The 18,542-nt window shown below is 44.0% G+C and carries 14 protein-coding genes; 11 read left to right on the top strand and 3 right to left on the bottom strand.

Going from position 1 to position 18,542, the window contains the following annotated elements:
* Positions 1-177 precede the first annotated feature (177 nt).
* Positions 178-933, top strand: a complete 756-nt coding sequence (fkpA, locus tag S4054249_RS00780; protein ID WP_046357836.1) for an FKBP-type peptidyl-prolyl cis-trans isomerase — start codon at positions 178-180, stop codon at positions 931-933.
* Positions 934-981: 48 nt separating this feature from the next.
* Here the strand turns inward: fkpA and S4054249_RS00785 are convergent, their stop codons facing one another.
* On the bottom strand, positions 982-1,452 hold the full coding sequence (locus S4054249_RS00785) for an Rsd/AlgQ family anti-sigma factor (protein WP_046357837.1): 471 nt from the start codon (positions 1,450-1,452) through the stop codon (positions 982-984).
* Positions 1,453-2,104: 652 nt separating this feature from the next.
* Between S4054249_RS00785 and hemE the strand changes: the two genes are divergently transcribed.
* Positions 2,105-3,172 carry a uroporphyrinogen decarboxylase gene (gene hemE, locus S4054249_RS00795; protein WP_046357839.1) on the top strand — a complete coding sequence of 356 codons (1,068 nt, stop codon included), beginning with the start codon at positions 2,105-2,107 and terminating at the stop codon, positions 3,170-3,172.
* Positions 3,173-3,234: 62 nt separating this feature from the next.
* On the opposite strand, the gene speE is transcribed toward hemE, so the two are convergent.
* Entirely contained in the window at positions 3,235-4,095 is an 861-nt protein-coding gene (gene speE, locus S4054249_RS00800; RefSeq protein ID WP_046357840.1) for a polyamine aminopropyltransferase, read from the bottom strand.
* 215 nt (positions 4,096-4,310) lie between these two features.
* Here speE and speA point away from each other — a divergent pair, with 215 nt between their 5' ends.
* The 5 genes from speA to S4054249_RS00825 all read left to right on the top strand — a co-directional run bounded on the left by speA (position 4,311) and on the right by S4054249_RS00825 (position 10,387).
* The gene (speA, locus tag S4054249_RS00805) at positions 4,311-6,191 is read left to right on the top strand and encodes a biosynthetic arginine decarboxylase (protein WP_080928446.1); all 1,881 of its coding nucleotides are present in this window, start codon (positions 4,311-4,313) and stop codon (positions 6,189-6,191) included.
* A 112-nt stretch (positions 6,192-6,303) separates the two neighbouring features.
* Positions 6,304-7,182 carry an acyltransferase gene (locus S4054249_RS00810; protein ID WP_046357842.1) on the top strand — a complete coding sequence of 293 codons (879 nt, stop codon included), beginning with the start codon at positions 6,304-6,306 and terminating at the stop codon, positions 7,180-7,182.
* Positions 7,183-7,223: 41 nt separating this feature from the next.
* Complete coding sequence (locus S4054249_RS00815) at positions 7,224-8,144, top strand: acetyltransferase (RefSeq protein WP_046357861.1); 921 nt, start codon at positions 7,224-7,226, stop codon at positions 8,142-8,144.
* Positions 8,141-9,328, top strand: coding sequence for a mechanosensitive ion channel family protein (locus tag S4054249_RS00820; protein ID WP_046357843.1), 1,188 nt, complete (start codon positions 8,141-8,143; stop codon positions 9,326-9,328). The genes S4054249_RS00815 and S4054249_RS00820 overlap by 4 nt, the downstream gene beginning before the upstream one ends.
* Positions 9,329-9,574: 246 nt before the next feature.
* Positions 9,575-10,387 (top strand): substrate-binding periplasmic protein, encoded by an 813-nt coding sequence (locus S4054249_RS00825; RefSeq protein ID WP_046357844.1) that lies wholly within the window; start codon positions 9,575-9,577, stop codon positions 10,385-10,387.
* A gap of 5 nt (positions 10,388-10,392) precedes the next feature.
* On the opposite strand, the gene S4054249_RS00830 is transcribed toward S4054249_RS00825, so the two are convergent.
* The gene (locus S4054249_RS00830; RefSeq protein ID WP_046357845.1) at positions 10,393-12,768 is read right to left on the bottom strand and encodes a S41 family peptidase; all 2,376 of its coding nucleotides are present in this window, start codon (positions 12,766-12,768) and stop codon (positions 10,393-10,395) included.
* 188 nt (positions 12,769-12,956) lie between these two features.
* Between S4054249_RS00830 and S4054249_RS00835 the strand changes: the two genes are divergently transcribed.
* The 4 genes from S4054249_RS00835 to S4054249_RS00850 all read left to right on the top strand — a co-directional run bounded on the left by S4054249_RS00835 (position 12,957) and on the right by S4054249_RS00850 (position 18,539).
* Entirely contained in the window at positions 12,957-13,448 is a 492-nt protein-coding gene (locus tag S4054249_RS00835) for a DUF6653 family protein (RefSeq protein WP_046357846.1), read from the top strand.
* 453 nt (positions 13,449-13,901) lie between these two features.
* On the top strand, positions 13,902-14,204 hold the full coding sequence (locus S4054249_RS00840) for an ArsR/SmtB family transcription factor (protein WP_419555208.1): 303 nt from the start codon (positions 13,902-13,904) through the stop codon (positions 14,202-14,204).
* Positions 14,204-17,497, top strand: coding sequence for an efflux RND transporter permease subunit (locus S4054249_RS00845; RefSeq protein ID WP_046357847.1), 3,294 nt, complete (start codon positions 14,204-14,206; stop codon positions 17,495-17,497). The genes S4054249_RS00840 and S4054249_RS00845 overlap by 1 nt, the downstream gene beginning before the upstream one ends.
* Positions 17,481-18,539 (top strand): efflux RND transporter periplasmic adaptor subunit, encoded by a 1,059-nt coding sequence (locus tag S4054249_RS00850; protein ID WP_063881462.1) that lies wholly within the window; start codon positions 17,481-17,483, stop codon positions 18,537-18,539. Before S4054249_RS00845 ends, S4054249_RS00850 begins: the two co-directional genes overlap by 17 nt.
* The last annotated feature ends 3 nt before the right edge of the window (positions 18,540-18,542 follow it).

Consider the following 18,542-nt stretch of genomic DNA (forward strand, 5'->3'; position numbering starts at 1 on the left):
TGTCGCCAGTCGCAAGGATATTTCCCATAGGCGAGGTTCTGTGGGTGTGAATCTTGGCTTTGGTGACAATGAGTGATAATGTGACATCACCTTTTTAAATTAATAATTATTTAACATGACAATGAAGATGGAGAGTAACGTAATGTTGCTGGCTGCTCGGATGTCGGAGAAAATAAAATGAAACAAACTATTAAGCTGTCTTTAATCGCAGCCTCAGTACTTGCACTAACTGCGTGTAATCAAAAAGCACAGGAAACTGCAAAAGTAGAAGAAGTTAAACTTGAGACGGAAGTACAACAACAAGCCTACGGTATTGGTGCATCAGTAGGTAACTTCCTACAGAAAGATCTAGCTGACAAGCAAGGCTTAGGTATTGAGCTTGATCAAGAGCTACTAATGAGAGGCTTCAAAGATGCACTAGCGGGCAACTCAAAGCTTGACGATGAAAAAATCCGTGAAGTACTGACTGCGCTTGATACGTCTGTACGTGAGAAGCAAACTGCTAAAGCAGAAGCTGATGCAAAAGAAAACAAAGAAAAAGGTGCAAAGTACCTAGCTGAAAATGCGAAAAAAGAAGGTGTGACTGTAACTGAATCAGGTCTTCAATACGAAGTCATTTCAACAGGTGAAGGTAAAAAGCCAGTTGCTACTGATGTTGTTAAAGTACACTACAAAGGTACATTGCTAGATGGTTCAGAGTTTGATAGCTCATATTCACGCAACCAGCCTGCAACTTTCCCACTTAATCAGGTTATCGCTGGTTGGACAGAAGGTCTACAGTTGATGACAGTTGGTTCAAAGTACAAGTTTACTATCCCAGCTGAGCTCGGTTACGGTGAGCGTAATCTTGGTAAAATCCCTGCGAATTCTACATTGGTATTTGAAGTAGAGTTACTTGAGATCCAAGAAGACCAAGAAAAGCCAGCGGCATAACTTGCCTTGAGCGAAATAAAAAAGGGCCTTTAGGCCCTTTTTTATTTATTACTCGGTATGATTAGCGAAGAGATTATCGATCAATTCGTCTTCTAGCCCAAAGCGCTGTTCTAAGGCTTCTCCAAGTGTAGACAGGTCTTTATCAAATTCTTCAAGTGGATTGTCACTACTTGCTTCCGCATATTTGTCGTTAAAATCGAGTGCTAAATCAGTTGATGCAGTAATCTTTGGGTAAATTGATTGCGCCAACTTTAAGCTGCTAGGACCTTTTTCTTTGCAAGCGGCCACAATATTGTCGTAAATTTCAAAGTGACCCGCTGATAAGTAATCCATTAAAATCTGGCAAAATGATTGGATCTGCACTTGCTCCGGCAGTGCTTTATCGGCGCTCTCATAGGGAGATAGGCCTGCTACTTTGTAATACAACAATAGCAATTCTTGACGCTCCATGAGCCAGTTGTCGATAACACTATGACTCCCTCCCCATTTTTGTTGGGCTTGTTCTAACCGTGAAAGCATAGTTATCTCCTTAGCGGGTCGTTTTATTGGGCCCTGCAATGACCAAATTGTGTTTATGTAAAAGTATTTATAGTTATGGGTACATCAAAATTAGGATGGAGTGGACCCAAAATCAGACAGCAATTTGGTAATACTGAATACTTGATCTTGCCTCCTATAAAAATGAAAACTGATGAAAAGATCAACCACTTTTTGCAAAAAGCACATAATTTCTTTGATTTGTACCTTAGCTGGGGTTTTTACTCTTGGTGCTAATCATTTTTATTTAGTATTCAGCTAAGCGGAGTTGCAGTCGGTACTTAAAAAACTAAACCACCCGAAGGTGGTTAAAATCAGTTTAGCAGTTTGAACTTATTCTTATTAGAAGGTGTTTTTTTATTGTTGTTATGCGCAGCATTTTATAGCAAGGTTTTTTTTGTGGTGCAAACATTCTGCGTTACTTTTTTTGTGAATTTAATATCTCAATACGATGACAAGGAGAAGCCAAAATAAGCGAGATTATCGTGATCCTTGATAGCTTAAACATGCTTGGCTGAGTTGCATATTAATCTGGATCATGGACAAGTGATTTAAACGATTGAACAATTAGGGTGCTTAGGGATAAAGTGATACAATTCGAACAATTTTTACAGCACTGGAATTGAATCACGCTATGAGCGAGTTGAAAAATGATCGTTATTTACGCGCGTTGCAGAAGCAGCCGGTTGATGTGACCCCTGTATGGATGATGCGCCAAGCTGGGCGATATTTGCCAGAATATAGAGCGACGCGAGCACAAGCTGGCGACTTTATGAGTTTATGCAAAAATGCGGAGCTTGCTTGTGAAGTGACATTGCAACCTCTACGTCGCTACCCACTGGATGCCGCGATTTTATTCAGTGATATTTTAACTATCCCAGATGCTATGGGCCTTGGTTTATATTTTGAAACTGGGGAAGGTCCTAAGTTTGAGCGCCCAATTACTTCGCTTGCGGACGTACAAAAGTTACCTAAACTAGACCCAACCGATGAGTTAGGCTATGTGATGAATGCGGTAAGCACTATTCGTAGAGAACTTAAAGGTGAAGTGCCTTTAATTGGCTTCTCTGGTTCACCGTGGACGCTTGCAACTTATATGATTGAAGGTGGTAGTAGCAAAACCTTCGGTAAAATTAAAAAAATGGCATTTGCCGAACCGAAAACGTTGCACTTGCTGTTAGATAAAGTAGCTGACTCTGTAATTGACTATTTAAATGCTCAAGTCAAGGCAGGTGCTCAGTCGCTGATGATCTTTGACTCTTGGGGTGGAGTATTGAGCCCGCGTGATTATCAAGAGTTTTCATTGCAATATATGCACAAGATTGTTGATGGGCTTATTCGTGAAAACGATGGCCGTAAGGTACCTGTGACGCTGTTTACTAAAAATGGTGGCCAGTGGATTGAGTCTATCGCTGCCACTGGATGTGATGCGATTGGCCTTGACTGGACCATTGATATTGCAGATGCAAAACGTCGTGTTGGCGATAAAGTCGCGCTACAAGGTAATATGGACCCGGCAATGCTGCATGGCACACCAGAACGCATTCGTGAAGAGGTGCAGTCTATTTTAGCTGGCTTCGGCGAAGGCAGTGGTCATGTCTTTAACTTAGGTCATGGTATCACCCCTGATGTGGACCCTGAGAATGCTGGCGTCTTCATCAATGCAGTCCATGAATTTAGTCGTCAGTATCATCAAAAATAATACTGATTGAAACTAAAAAAACCCAAGCTATGCTTGGGTTTTTGTGTTTTTAGGGCCGCGTTTTATTCGTCAAATGCGCGGCGCATAAAGTTCGGAGTGGCCAAAGCGCCTTTGTGAATACCTGTGTTGTAATATTCAGTCTCAAAGGTTGCGGCATCCACATCTTGCTCTCTAAAGCCGTTAAAAGCTTCGCCTTTACGCGCGAGGGTTGCAGACCATAAACCGCTTGGGTAAATCGGTTGAGGGAAAGGTAGTGTTTGCAAATCTGCAAAGCCAACATCTTTCATTGCTTGACGCATTTCTTTGAGTAGCGGCATGTGCATCAATGGAGACTCACTTTGCTGTATTAGGATCCCGCCCTCACGCAGCGCAGCTAGGCAGCTCGTATAGAATGCATGGTTGAATAATCCTTCACCAGGCCCTACCGGATCGGTACCGTCTACAATAATGATATCGATAGAATTGGCAGTTGCTTCACGCATATATTTTATGCCGTCGTCAAACATCACGGTTGCACGTGGGTCATCATTGGATGCGCACAGCTCTGGAAAGTACTTCAGTGACATTTGCGTCACGACTTCATCAATATCGATTTGCGTTACCGACTCAACGCCTGGGTGCTTAAGTACTTCACGTAAGGTACCGCAGTCACCGCCGCCGATGATCACCACATTTTTTGGTGCCGGGTGCGCAAACAGTGCCGGGTGGCTCATCATTTCGTGATAGAAAAAGTTTTCTCTTGTACTGACCATGGTACAGCCATCAATGATCATTAGATTGCCGAAGTCGGTTGTTTCATACATCTCTACTTTCTGAAACGGAGACTGAACCTCATCAAGTTTTTTATTGATACGCAGAGAAAAAGCACTGCCATCTCGGTCACTTATCTCTGTAAACCAGCGGTTTGCTTCTAAATTAGACATTTTTGCCTTCACATTGAATTATAAATTGGCGCAATTTTGCCAGCGCCGAAGAATTTGCTCAATCTATTTTAGCCGATAGCCAGCAGTTTGTCTGTTTGTCCGCTGTGGCGAAGAAAGTGTGCCAAGTACAGAGAAAAGCACATTTTAGTTATCGCTTATCATGATAAGGCGTATTAAAATGAGCAAAATATGAGAATTTTTTAGTAGGAAATATGATGGAGTGGGGAGTAGATAACGCGCGTAACACATACAATGTGCAGCATTGGAGTGATGGTTATTTCGATATAAATGAGGCTGGTGAGTTGGTCGCTTATCCTGATCGTGATAGCAGTAAAGCCCCCATCGTATTATCTGATCTTACTGAACGATTTAAAGAGCAGGGTTTGACGCTGCCTGTGTTGGTGCGATTCACCGATATTTTACAAAATCGCGTAGATACACTGACAGAAGCGTTTGCGCAAGCACGGGCACAGAATGACTATCAAGGCCAGTACACCTGTGTTTATCCAATTAAAGTTAACCAACAGCGCTCTGTGGTAAGTAAATTATTGAGTCACCCAAGTGGTTTAGTGGGATTAGAAGCCGGCTCTAAACCAGAACTCATGGCAATTCTGGGCTTGGCAACAACACCCATTACAATCGTGTGTAACGGCTACAAAGACCGTGAATTTCTTAGACTTGCCTTGATTGGTCAAGCGATGGGTCACAAGGTGCAAATTGTGGTTGAAAAGCTGTCAGAGCTAGATGCGTTAATTGCCGAGATCGATGATTTACAGGTTGAGCCTGCGATTGGTATTCGTATTCGCCTAAACTCAATTGGCAAAGGCAAATGGCAAAATACTGGGGGTGAAAAAGGCAAGTTTGGTCTGACCGCCGGTCAGGTGCTCAATGCGGTTGAGACACTACGCCGTCACAATAAATTGCATCTGATGCAACTGGTTCATTTTCACATTGGCTCACAGATTGCGAATATTCGCGATATCCAGCGAGCACTCAGAGAGTGTGCGCGCCATTATGCGGAACTCACGCAGCTCGGAGTCCCGTTAAAAACTGTAGATGTGGGCGGCGGTTTAGGGGTCGACTATGAAGGTTCTGGCTCCCGCAGTGCCTGCTCGATGAACTACACTGTGGGCGAGTATGCACGTAATGTTGTACACGCGTTTGCAGAAGTGGCTGAGCAGCATGATTTACCGCATCCAGACATTATTACTGAGTCCGGTCGTGCACTGACGGCCCACCATGCAGTACTGATCACAGATGTAATTGATATCGAGACAGCACCGTGTGAGGAAGTGCCAGAGCAAGTGGCTGAAGATGAGCATCATTTAGCACATGAATTACGATTGGCTTTATCAAGGTTAACCCCCAGATTGGCATTAGAGACCTACCATGACGCGATACATCTATTCGGTGATGCACATGATCAATATGTGCATGGCTTGATCTCGATGGCACAGTGGTCGCAAATTGAACGTTTGTATTTTACTATTTTACGAAAAGTGAGAGACAGCTTGAACGTTCACTCTAGAGCGCATCATGAAGTCTTGGATGACCTTAATGAAAAGTTGGCTGATAAGTTATTTGTGAACTTCTCTCTTTTCCAGTCTTTGCCAGATGTATGGGGGATCCAGCAGTTATTCCCTGTGATGCCGATTTCAAATTTAGATCAACCGCTGACGCAGCGATCAATTATTCAAGATATTACGTGTGATTCTGATGGGCAAATTCGTGAATATGTGGAAGGGGCTGGGATAGAATCAAGTTTGCCAATGCCACAGTACCAGCCTTCAGAACAGTATCATTTAGCGATGTTTATGGTCGGTGCATATCAGGAGATCCTAGGTGATTTACACAATCTATTTGGTGACACGGATTCGGTGCATGTGGAGCTCAATGACCAAGGTTATCAGCTCACCAACCCATTAAAAGGTGACTCGGTCGAAGATGTTTTGCGCTTCGTTCATTATGATAAGCAGCAGCTCATTGACAACTTTACTCGTCAAGTTGATTCGGTTGAATTGGCACCCAAAACAAAAGAGACATTTTTACAAGAATTAAAGATGGGTTTGTCTGGTTATACCTATTTTGTAGATTAATGCGAACTGCTCTGATTTTTTCTTGCCTTGAAAATGCGTATGATGCCCTCATCACAACATGTGGTTGTGATGAGGTATTATTGAGTAAAATAAAGTAGTAAAGGAACTTTGCATGTCGCTAGTCCGTCAGATTATTGGGCTTATTTTATATGTCCTAAATACATTATTGTGGTTTGTGCCTATTTTTATATGCGGTGTGCTCAAGCTGATCCCAATACCTGCATTGCAACGTGCATTGAGTAAGTTGGCAAAGGCATGTGCAAGCATGTGGGTAGCTGGGAATAATGTCAATCAACGCTGCATTTCACCCTATGAATTACAGGTCAATGGCGAGGATAAGCTCAATCAAAAAGATTGGTATTTGGTGATTGCAAACCACCAAAGCTGGGTTGATATTCTCGTACTACAAAGGGTGTTACATCGCAAAATTCCATTTTTGAACTTCTTTTTGAAAAAAGAGTTGCTGTATGTGCCTTTCTTAGGTTTGGCTTGGTGGGCATTAGACTTTCCGTTTATGACGCGAACCAGTAAAAGCCAAATTAGGAAAAACCCAAAATTAAAAGGCAAAGATATTGAAACGACACGCAAAGCGTGTGAGAAATTTAAAACTATGCCAGTGAGTATCGTAAATTTTGTTGAAGGCACACGCTTTACTGATGAAAAACATAAAAGGCAGAACAGTCCATTTAAGCATTTGCTAAAGCCTAAAGCCGGTGGCATTGCTTTTGTGATGCAAGCGATGGGTGACCAGATCAACCAAGTGGTGAATGTGACCATTCATTATCCGAATGGTGTACCAACATTTATGGATTTTGTTGCGGGCAAAGCGGGACAGATCAACGTGCAAGTGGATTTGATGCCTGTTAACGACAAGCTAGTTGGTGACTATACTGGAGACAATGAATTTAGAGTTCAATTTCAGGGTGAGTTAAATCGCCTATGGACTGAAAAAGATAACTGTATTGAACAGCTGGCAACCTCGGCAGATTAGCGCCCCAAGGTTAGCCAGTGAGTGAGCAAAGGAAAAACAAAATAATGAAAAATGTATTACCGAAGTGGTTTAACGGTGCAATGGGTGCATTATTTTTGTTACTTAATACTGCCTTTTGGGGGGTAATAATTCTTTGCTTAGGGGTGATCAAAGGGGGCCTACGAATTAAGTCCATATCTGTGCTTTTACACTGGGCTTATCATAAATGGTGTATAAGCAATCGCATAGGATTGAAACTCGGTGGCGTTTCAATGCAAGTGAGTATACCGCAAACGGTGTCTGTGGATGGATGGTACTTATTGGTATGCAATCATATTAGCTGGTTAGACATTGTGGTACTGAGTGCACAGGCTCAGCTCCCTGCACCTAAGTTCTTTCTAAAAGATGAGCTTAAATACGTGCCTTTGATTGGTACTGGTGCTTGGGCATTAGATATGCCGTTTATGAAGCGTGCCAGCAAAGCGCAGATTGCTAAAAATCCAAAGCTTAAGCGCATGGATGTTGAGCGGACAAAGCAAAGTTGTAAAAATTTCAAACACCATCCAACCACAGTGATAAATTTTGCCGAAGGTACACGGTTTACTGCGCAAAAACATCAACGTCAAGCCAGTCCTTTTGATAAGTTACTGAAACCGAAAGCGGGTGGGACAGCATTTGCATTAGATGTACTGAGTGAACAAGTAGATGGATTATTAAATACGGTGCTGGTATATCACAGTGCAGATCCGCATATTTGTCGCGCATTTATATTTGGCCGATTGGAAGCCGTGTCGATGCAAGTCGATTATATCCCGATAAATGAGCTTCCGCTGGGAGATTATCAAGCAGATAAAAGCTATCGGGTGGCATTTCAAGCGTATATGAACACACTTTGGCAGCACAAAGCAGCACAAATAAAAGACCTAGAACAACACTCTCATGATCAAACTGATAAATATCCTTCAGAGGTAAACTCATTATGAGTATGGCCCATGTTCAAGATGTTATTTCCCCGTTTGTGGGCGGTGGAAGTATGCACCCCTTTATTTTGGCCTCATTGACAAATAGCGTGTCATTACTTGGTCTAGTGGTCATTTTTGCTTTGATAAAATTGGCTTTGGTTCCCAAGGTGAAGAGTATGTTATCTCGATTTTTACGGGCCAAAATTGCTTTTTTAGCGCCTCAGCTCAGTAAGTTAAGCGGCCGTGTTGCGTTATTGATCAGCAGCATACTATTTGTCATGGTCAATAAGTATATGTTTGTGGCACCTGATTGGGCTATGAGCCAGCTGCAGGTACTGGCACAAGTGATTTTGATCGTCGCCTTTGGATTTTTGGTTAGTTCGTTTCTGAATATTGCACATGCTATTTATCAGCAGCAAAAATTCGCCAAGGATGTGCCAATCAAAGGCATTGTGCAGTTGGTCAAGTTGATGGTGTTCATTGTCACAACGGTACTGGTGGTAAGCACGATTGTTGATAAGTCTCCCACTTACATTTTATCAGGCTTTGGTGCTATTGCGGCAGTCACCTTATTGGTGTTTAAAGACACTATATTAGGGTTGGTTGCCAGTATACAAATTGCAGCAAATAAGCTCGTCGCGACCGGAGACTGGATCCAAGTTGATACGTTTGGCGCCGATGGTGAGGTAATTGACCTCGGCCTCAATACTGTGCGTGTTCGCAATTGGGATAATACGGTGACAACCATTCCAACCTACGCGCTGATTTCTGATTCGTTTAAAAATTGGCGCGCGATGCAAGAGTCGCCTGGACGACGCATTAAACGCCATATTCCTATAGATATGCACAGTGTTTATTTTTTAACTGAGCCTCAGCTAGTTGGGTTAAAGTCTAAATTGCCTGAATTGAATGCGGTGAAGTTACCAGAATCTTGCAGTAACCTGACTGCTTATAGAATGTATGCCGAGTACATACTGAAACACAGACCAGAGATAAATACAGAGTGCACCTGCATGGTGCGTGAGTTATCACCGACGCAGCACGGGCTGCCAGTGGAATTTTATTGCTTTAGCAAAGATAAAAGCTGGGTGAACTATGAGCATATCCAAGCCAATATTCTTGATCAAATGTTGTTGTTGCTCAAAGAGTTTGAGCTACGTCCCTATCAAGTACTGAGTGGTCATCACAGTCCTGAAATAGATTAATGTGTCAGCTGTGAGTGACCTGCTTAATGTCAGTATGAAATTTTGTTTTTCCCATTAAAGCCTGAAGAAGATAAAAAATCACTGAGACGAATAAAGTTCCTATGCTAAGGTGGAAACACAATCACGATTTTATTGTGGTATTTTTGTGACATTCAGATATGTTATAAGGAAGGAGTGTTTGTGAGGTAGTGGCAAGTATGCTTAGTGTCTTGATGTTAAAAGACGAGTTATTAGGTAGGTGATCGAATGAAGTTAATAAACGTGCTAATACAGAGTTTGCTGGCTTTGACTTTTAGTGCGTGTAGCCTTGCCGTTGATCAAATTGTTCATGTCGCTGTTGATCATGCCCCACCATACAGTCGCTTGAGCGAAAATAACCACCCACAAGGTCTTATCTTAGATATTCTCAAATATGCCGAATTAACCAGTGGTAAAAAATACAAAATCAAAGCGGTACCTTGCCCTTTCTCTCGTTGTGTGCGCTTGTTAAGCAAAGGAAAAGTGGACGTGATGGGGGGACTTATAAGAACGCCTGAGCGGGAAAAAATCATGTCTTTTGTTGAACCGCCATATATGGTGTTGTCATCTTCATTCGTATTTTATGGCCAGCAAAACAGTGATATTGAAGTAAACCGTTATGAGGATTTACAAGGAAAGCGTATAGCGGTGATGAGAGGTGGTGCATTTTTTCCACAATTTGATAAAGATAAAAGCTTAAATAAAGTCGCGGTACCTTCAGAGCGAGTTGCGGTTGATCTTGTGCTCAAAGGGCGCGTTGACCTTGTCATTGCTGTGGAAGATACTGCTGATATTGCTATGGATGTGCTCGATCAACCTATGCATAGATTGAAAAAAATGCAGTACCGCCATACACAACCAATCTATGGATACATGGCCATGAGCGAATCTTTTGCGAATTCCGGTTTAGGTGGGCATATTTCAAAGCAAATGCATACAATGGCAAAAAATAAGACATTAGATAAATTGGTAGCGCCTTATCATTTACCAAAAATCCCTCCTCAGTTGATTGATCCAGCTTCTTCATTATCGCCGCATTAACTAGGTTATTGCGATCGTATTGGTAGCTGTTGTGTCAGCCTAAACACGAGTTGTTCAATTTTCCGGTATCGTGCTTTTGCTTCCTTTGTTTGGGGGTTGTGGTCAGTCAGTAAGATATATCCAGTTTGATTAAACGTGTCTGAAAATAACAATGAGGTGGCATTATTACTGTGGCTTCGATGGTACGCATTGTGATTGTCCTGATGCCAAAAGTATTTTGGGTAACTAAGGTCATCACCAGCGGTAGCTGTTGTCGTCATATTTATCATACGGCCGATATCGTTAGCTGTTGAAATGAGCTGGTGCGTTGGTTTATGCCCCGTGTATTCCGTTTGCCAGGAAGTATTTTTCATTTTGTGGGGGTCGAAAATATACTGCTGGGTTAATTCAGACAGGGGGGCCTGGGTGGCCTGTGTGAAAACATAACTTGCAAGTGTGACGCCTAGCTGGGAATAAATAGGGATGTTCTGGGCAATTGCACCGTAATGACTTGAAAAGTTGCCTTTATGATAAAGTAATCCGTCTGCATTCAAATATGCTTCCAATAGTAGATCTGGGGTTTCATGCAAGATTGTACATTGTTTGGCGTGAGTTGATGTTGCGCAGGCAAGCATCTTGGGGTTGTCAACAATACCGCTTTTATTTGTCAGTAGCTGTGCCAGTGTAAGTTGCTTATTATGATTAGCGATTTCAAAAGGTAATAAATAAGCGAACGGTTCATTGATTATTAGAGCGCCTTCCATATTGGCACTGTGTATCGCATCACCAATTAACATGTCATTTAATCCTGAGATATTAAAAAGGCTATCAGCGTTGACCTCCCTATCAGCTTGATTGGAAAACCCTTGATTATAAATTGATTTACCCTGTGCAATGACATTGACTGCGATACTCGGAATATTGCCTTGTGTTTGCAGTGCTGAAATTTGACGTTCAAAGTCGTCGATGTTCATTCTTGGCGAAGGTGCCTTATTGAGCTTGGTGAGCACAAAGTCATAGGTTTCGAAGCGCTGCATTTCAAGATCATATTTACTGAATGCGGGTACATGGTGTTCTGGTGTGAAACCTATATGTTCGAACATATCTCCTTGGGCATTTCGGTATACTTCATTGGATAAACTCATCTGCCAACCATTTGGCAATGTAAAGTGTAGTGCATCTGACAGTGAACCTGCGGTCTGCTCGCCAACGAGTGTGACATGGGGAAGCTGTGCCATAGACATGGTAAATACTTCTGCTGCACTGATAGTTAGCTGACTAGTTAATAGGTATACTGGTTGTGTATAGGCGGATGGGTTCGCTTTCAATTGCTGGCGTACTGGAATGCCTCGTCCCACAGAGCCGATGGCTTGTTTGTTAAAAGCTAACACATCTCTGTCAGCGAAGTGATTAGCAATGGCCAAAGCGATGGCGTCATCTCCTCCTGTATTGTGTCGAATATCAATTATCATCGCTTCGGTGTCATGGAGATCAGCCATAACTTCGTCCATCATAGTTCGCGCAGCCTTTAGGTGCTGTATTTCAGTAGCGTCATCTAGTAAGGCATAGGCATCTAAGTTATTCAGCACCAATACTCCAACATTACTTGATGTTTTCCCCCAAACTGCGGTGGCATTATTACTATGTATTGGCAGTGTTTTAACACTTTCAGTTAGCAGGTATTGCTCGCTAACATGCTGTGATTTAATTTGGTAATCTTCAAAGATTGAATTTAAGTCTTTGGGCTTTCCTTGCACATGGAGTAATGCCGCGTCTTGTTGTATGGCGTTTAAGAGCGGGGCTGGTTTATGGGAAAAGTACTCTTGTTGCGCAGATGAGAGAGTGACATGCATATCTTGCAGTGGCGCAACCATGTCTGAAAGAAGAGCAAACAGTGCTTCATCTGTCATTGTATCTGTCACTTGGGCACGGTATTGCTGATATTGTGCCTGCCAATCAAGGTTTTTGACTGAGAAAAACGCATAATAGTCATTAAAAGTATGCCAGAAGTAATCAAACACCACACTTGGCGAAGCTGTATCCGATATTGTGATGGGGGTTACACACTGACTTGGCAGCGCGTCACTGTGTGTATATTGGCTTGGGTACACCATTCCTTGATACTGTATGAGTAACCGTTTAGGGTTGAACATTTCAATTGATGACAAAGCGGTGTTTGCTTCTTGGTGTGATTGAGCCGATACTTGAATGCAGCCATAGCTATTATATTGATAACTGAGTACGCGATTCATGGTGATATGAAGGGCCTGTCCGTAGCCTGTCTTTTGCCAATTTCCCGCTGAGCGCTGCAAATCAGTACGATGATCTTGATTATCCTGACAACCAGTGAGTATTAAACAAGTGGCCATTAAACAAGAGGTGTATTTCAAAGCCCGTGTCATAATCAGCAATCCTTTGTATGTTGGTGTCTAAATAAAGTGACATCGAGTCTACAAGTCAGTGAGTGGATGTGCTGTAAGCTAGTTAGCTAAAAACGTCAGTAAATGTGTATTCGATGCTACATTTTTAAACAGTTCATCGCTGTGTTTGCGGTTAGTCTGTTGAGTATGGTGTATTTAAGGATAAATAGATGCGGTTTGAAAATTTGGCAGCGAAGTACTTTTCTATGAGTGAGGACGTGTGGCAAAGACACACAAATCCTTGGAGTGTTTGGACGCGTTATAGCTGTTTACCTCTGTTGATTGCGTGTATTTGGTGGCGTGACCTATTTGGGGTATGGTTTTGGCCAGCATTAGTCGTACTGAGTGTGTGGATTTGGATAAACCCCAGGTGCTTTAAAAAGCCTGCCCACACAGACAATTGGGCGTCACAAAGTGTGCTTGGGGAGCGCATCTTAATTTACCAGCGTGCGCAAATACCCTCGCACCACTTTAAAACACTCGATGTGATTTCAGCATTATTATGTGTATTTACCGCGATGTCTGTCGCGGGGCTGTTTTTTCATGAGCCGATCAGTACGTGCACTGGTACAGTTGGCTTAATCTTGGCAAAAACATGGTTCCTCGATCGCATGGTGTGGCTCTATCATGAGGTTCATGGCCGTGAAGAGACAATGAATTAGCGAACATCGTATATAACTCGTCTGCGCGGCACGTCACGACACCAACCCATTGAAAAAATAATTTTAAGCTGCTCGCTGGCAAATCAAGGCGACCGTTTGCCACACAATGTAGATAGATGACACGGTTTTGATCTGGCTCTCATGTGGGCAGCTTTAACTCGAGTACATCCCTCTGAGTGTTGACTGCGCTCATGGGAGCAGCACCGGCTTGGTGCCCCGAAACATCCCGCACATCAATCAATAAGCTGTGATCGAACAGTATTTATTGTTTTGCTTGTATACCTTCAATACATCTTTGTTGGTCTTTGAAGGGGGTGAGTAGGGTTTACACTGACTTGAGCATAATCGTGAATCCAGTATATTAGGGATCTCTAATATTAGATTTTTCTAATGTACTTATCTATAATGCCATCAAAGTTAGATGACATGGACATAACATTGAAAGCACAAGATATGGCGCAAAGTGCAGAGCATGCAGAGGCGCTACTTAAACTGATGGCAAATAAAAACCGTCTAATGATTTTATGTAGTTTGCTACAGCAAGAAATGAGTGTCAGTGAGTTAAATGCGCAGGTACCACTGGCACAGTCTGCATTGTCGCAGCATTTGGCTGGGCTTCGTAAAGCCAATGTGGTGGCGACGCGTCGTGATGGGCAGACAATTTACTATCGGATCATTGACGATAAGGTCACGGCGATTTTGGCTCAGTTGTATCAACTATTTTGTCAGCCAACTACCGACGAGGGCGACAGTTAATGTTTACAAGCGTGATGAGGCAACTATTGCATAGTCGCATTCCTCTCTTTATTTTACTGATCAGTGTCTTATTCGGCATGCTGGCACTGCAACAGACTGCACGTGAAGAAGAGCCGCAAATCGTGGTGCCTATTTTGGATATCCATGTTGAGGTGCCAAATATTGCGGCCTCTGAAGTGGCGCGTTTGGTGACTGAACCCCTTGAAAAAATACTCCGGCAAATCCCGGGTGTCGAGCATGTCTATTCAACCAGTGCATCTGGCAGTGTGTCGGTGACGCTGCGCTTTGAGGTCGGACAGGACCGCGAGCGTGCTATTCTCAATACCTATACTAAGTTATATGCCAATGAAGATACGATGCCGAGCGTGGTAAAGCACTGGCAAATAAAACCGGTTGAAGTGGATGATGTGGCGATACTGATGTTGGGCTTGTACAGTGAGGACCCTGAACGCTATAGCGATTTTGAGTTAACGCGCATTGCACAAGAAGTTTCGGCTCAATTTCAGACCATTAATGACACCAGCGAAGTCTCGGTGCTATCAGGGCGTACACGGCAAATTCAGGTTGCACTCAACGCCAGCGCATTGGCTGCGTATCACACCACGCCACTAGATGTATTAAAGGCAATTGAATATGCCAACCAACTAGATACGGTGGGGGACTTTGTTGTTGGCGATAAGCTTTGGCAGTTGCAAGCTGGAGATGTGCTGCGTACGACCGAACAATTAAACCAATTGGTTGTGAATGTCGTTAATGGCAGGCAGATTTATCTCTCGGATATTGCCACTTTGCATGATGGACCCAGTGAACCAAATCACTATCAGTGGATCACGTTGGATGATCAGCGACGCAATTTACCTATGGTGACCTTGAGTGTTGCTAAGCAGCGCGGCAGCAATGCCGTTCAGGTCGCTGAGCAAAGTCTGGCATTGATGGAGAGGCTGGAGTCTGAATTATTTCCAGTCGGTGTGCGCTATCAGGTATTGCGCAATTATGGGCAAACAGCGGATGAGAAGGTAAACAATCTCACTGCGAGTTTGGCTTTTGCGATTGTGACTGTGGTGGTTTTTATTGGCCTCTTTTTGGGCTGGCGGCAGGCGCTGATAATTGGCTTGGCTATTCCCGTGTGTTATGGGATCACACTCAGTTTGGGCTATTTATTTGGTTATACCATTAACCGTGTAACCTTGTTTGCATTGATCCTTGCACTGGGGTTATTGGTTGATGACCCCATTACAGGGGTCGACAACATGACGCGTTTTTTGCGTCGCCACACCGGCAGGTTGAGCCCATCAAACCGTGCTAATACTATTGTGGATGCGATGCTTGAAGTGAAAATGCCGCTATTAACATCCACATTGACCATCATCGTGGCATTCATTCCATTAGCGTTTATAACCGGCATGATGGGCCCTTATATGGCACCTATGGCGTTTAATATTCCAGTGGCGGTGATTGCATCAACCTTAGTGGCTTTGTTTGTCACCCCTTGGTTGGGCAGTAAACTGCTGAGCAGCACAACAACCACAGAGACTGCGCAACATAATCAATGGTATAGAGGATGGCTGAGTTCACTGCTTGCTAACCCAATCAGAGCAAAATGGCTGCTTTGGTCTGTACTTGGCTTATTCGTTGTCAGTGCGAGTCTACCATTACTGCGTGCGGTGCCACTCAAACTCCTACCATTTGATAACAAAAATGAAGTGCAAGTACTCATTGATATGCCACGAGGTACGAGTTTAGAGGCTACGGCAGCAATGACGCAGCGAGTACAAGAAGTTGTTTGGCAATTACAGGAAGTGACGGCAATGGCTGCCTATGTTGGTCGGCCATCCAGTGTCGATTTTAATGGCATGGTGCGTGGGTATTATCAACGTCATAGTAGTCATTTTTCAGAGTTAAGAGTCTTATTAGTTGATAAGCAGCACCGCGTTCATCAGTCTCATGCTGTGGTACTGAGAATGCGTGAAGCATTGGCGCCACTGATAAAAAATGGCATTCGCATCAAAGTGGTTGAGGTGCCACCCGGGCCTCCTGTGATGTCGACATTAGTCGCTGAAGTGTATGCCAGTGACTTATTTACAGATAAAGCCACGCATGTGGCAGCCGCCCATGTGCTCAAAGCACGACTTGAGCAAGAAGCACATGTGACTGAGGTCGATATGTCTTTGGTCCCTCAAGCGATGCGCCAACGCTTCATTTTGGATAAACGCAAAGCCGCCTTATCAGGTATTGTCACTCAGGATGTGAATCAGACTTTGCAAATTGCCAGTGGTGGTCTGGTTGCAGGTGTATTACAAGTGCCCCATGAAGTCACCCCACTGGATATTGAATTACAACTGCCATTTGCAGAGCGCAACCAATGGCCTGTGATCAATGCACTGCAGTTAAGAGGTACGCATACATTGGCAAAAACTACGGCGGGGAATGCATTGGAAAGTGCCACTTCACCTCTGGTGCCTTTGGGGGAGCTTGGACAGTGGCAACAAAGTTCAGTGGAGCAGCCTATCTATCGCAAAGATCTCAAAGAGGTCATCTATGTAACGGCTGAGCTCAATGGAAGAACGCCAGCTGCGGTCATTGCAGATATTGTCAGTGATGAAGGTAAAACATCACAGCAAACTCAGTGGCCTTGGCAATCGCGGACATTTTTATCCAGTGGTGCAGGGCTTGGTTGGCAGTTGCCTGCGGGGACAGAATACCGTTTTTCTGGTGAAGGTGAGTGGCGTATTACTGTGGATGTATTTCGCGATATGGGAATTGGCTTTGCCTTTGCGCTGACGGCGATTTTCATCATTTTACGCTGGCAAACAGCATCGAGTGCACTGGCTGGTATCATTATGTCGGCCATCCCGCTGACCATGATAGGGATCATGCCGGGGTTTTGGTTATTAAATCAGTTTGGTGAGCGCACCATAGCTGGCGCACCTGAGCCAGTGCTGTTCACCGCCACTGCCATGATTGGCATGATAGCGTTGGCAGGCATTGTGGTGCGAAATAGTCTTATTCTAGTCGAGTTTGTTAATCAGCAACGTGCACGTGGGGTGGCAATAAAAGAGGCACTGTATCAGGCTGGGGAAGTGCGCATGCGGCCAGTATTGCTCGCGGCTGGAACAACCATGTTAGGTAATTTAGTCATTATTTTAGACCCTGTATTTAGCGGTCTTGCACTGGCGATTATTTTTGGCACTTTGGCATCCACAATATTGTCACTGTTTGTGGTGCCTGTGGTGTATTTTTTGGTGTTTAAAGACACACAATATGAGGAGGCGGACAATGCGCTTAACAACTAGACATTGGGGAGTGATGGCCGCATCCATTGCTTTAGGGGGGTTATTAGGCGCTTTTTCCGGGCTATTTAATACACAACTTGAGCCGCAGCTTCGCACTCAGTCAGCTGACTACAGTGGCGAGCAATACCTTGTTACCACGACAGAGGTGACGCCTGAAGACTTTGTGAGCGCCAGCTTGGTTGCCAAAGAGAATACGCTGGTTTCTAGTCGTGTGTTGGCACAGTTACACACGCTTGAGGTGCGCGCAGGTCAACTAGTGAAAAAGGGTCAATTACTGGCGACTTTAGAAGACACCCAGTTACGTGCTTCTATGGAGGAAATTCGCGCGCAAAGTCGGGCCAATGAAGCGCAATTATCTCAGGCACAAAAACAGCTGTCGCGCAGCGAAGCTTTGTTGAGTAAAGGGCTCGTGGCCAATAATCAAATGGATGAATGGCAAAGTAAAGTTGATGAGCTCAAGGCACGTCGCGCTGCATTGACTGAGCAATTAAGTGGCGCACAAGCGGCGCTAAATTATACGCGTTTGCATGCGCCGTTATCTGGTGTGGTGGTGGAACGACTGCAAGAGCCAGGCAGTATGCTTAGCCCAGGTGTGCCGATTGTTGAGATTTTTAATCCTGCGAGTTTGCAGGTTAGTGGTGCTGTGCGATCGAGCTTAGCGGGGCAGTTCAAAGTGGGTGATACATTACAAGTGGCATTGAAGGCGTTGAGTACAACCGTCATGGGCACAATCAGTGAGATTGTGCCTGTAGCAGATAGCTTAGCCCGACAGTTTGAAATCAAGCTAGATATTGTGCCACCAAAAGGCAGCAAGCCGGGCATGTATGCGCAGATAAGCTTGCCGTCGACGCCGATCAAAAGGGTGGTGATCCCACAGCAGTATGTAAAGCGCACTGGACAGTTAACCATGGTGTATGTTGTTGAGCAGGGAATAAAACAGCGCAGACTGGTCCGCTTAGGCCAAGCATTGGGAGAGGATGTGGTGGTGGTTTCTGGGCTGGCAGCAGGAGAAGTACTGGCGATAGCCAGTACTTCCTCTTAATCA

It is taken from the genome of Pseudoalteromonas luteoviolacea, assembly GCF_001750165.1.
GTDB classification, from domain to species: Bacteria; Pseudomonadota; Gammaproteobacteria; order Enterobacterales; family Alteromonadaceae; genus Pseudoalteromonas; species Pseudoalteromonas luteoviolacea_G.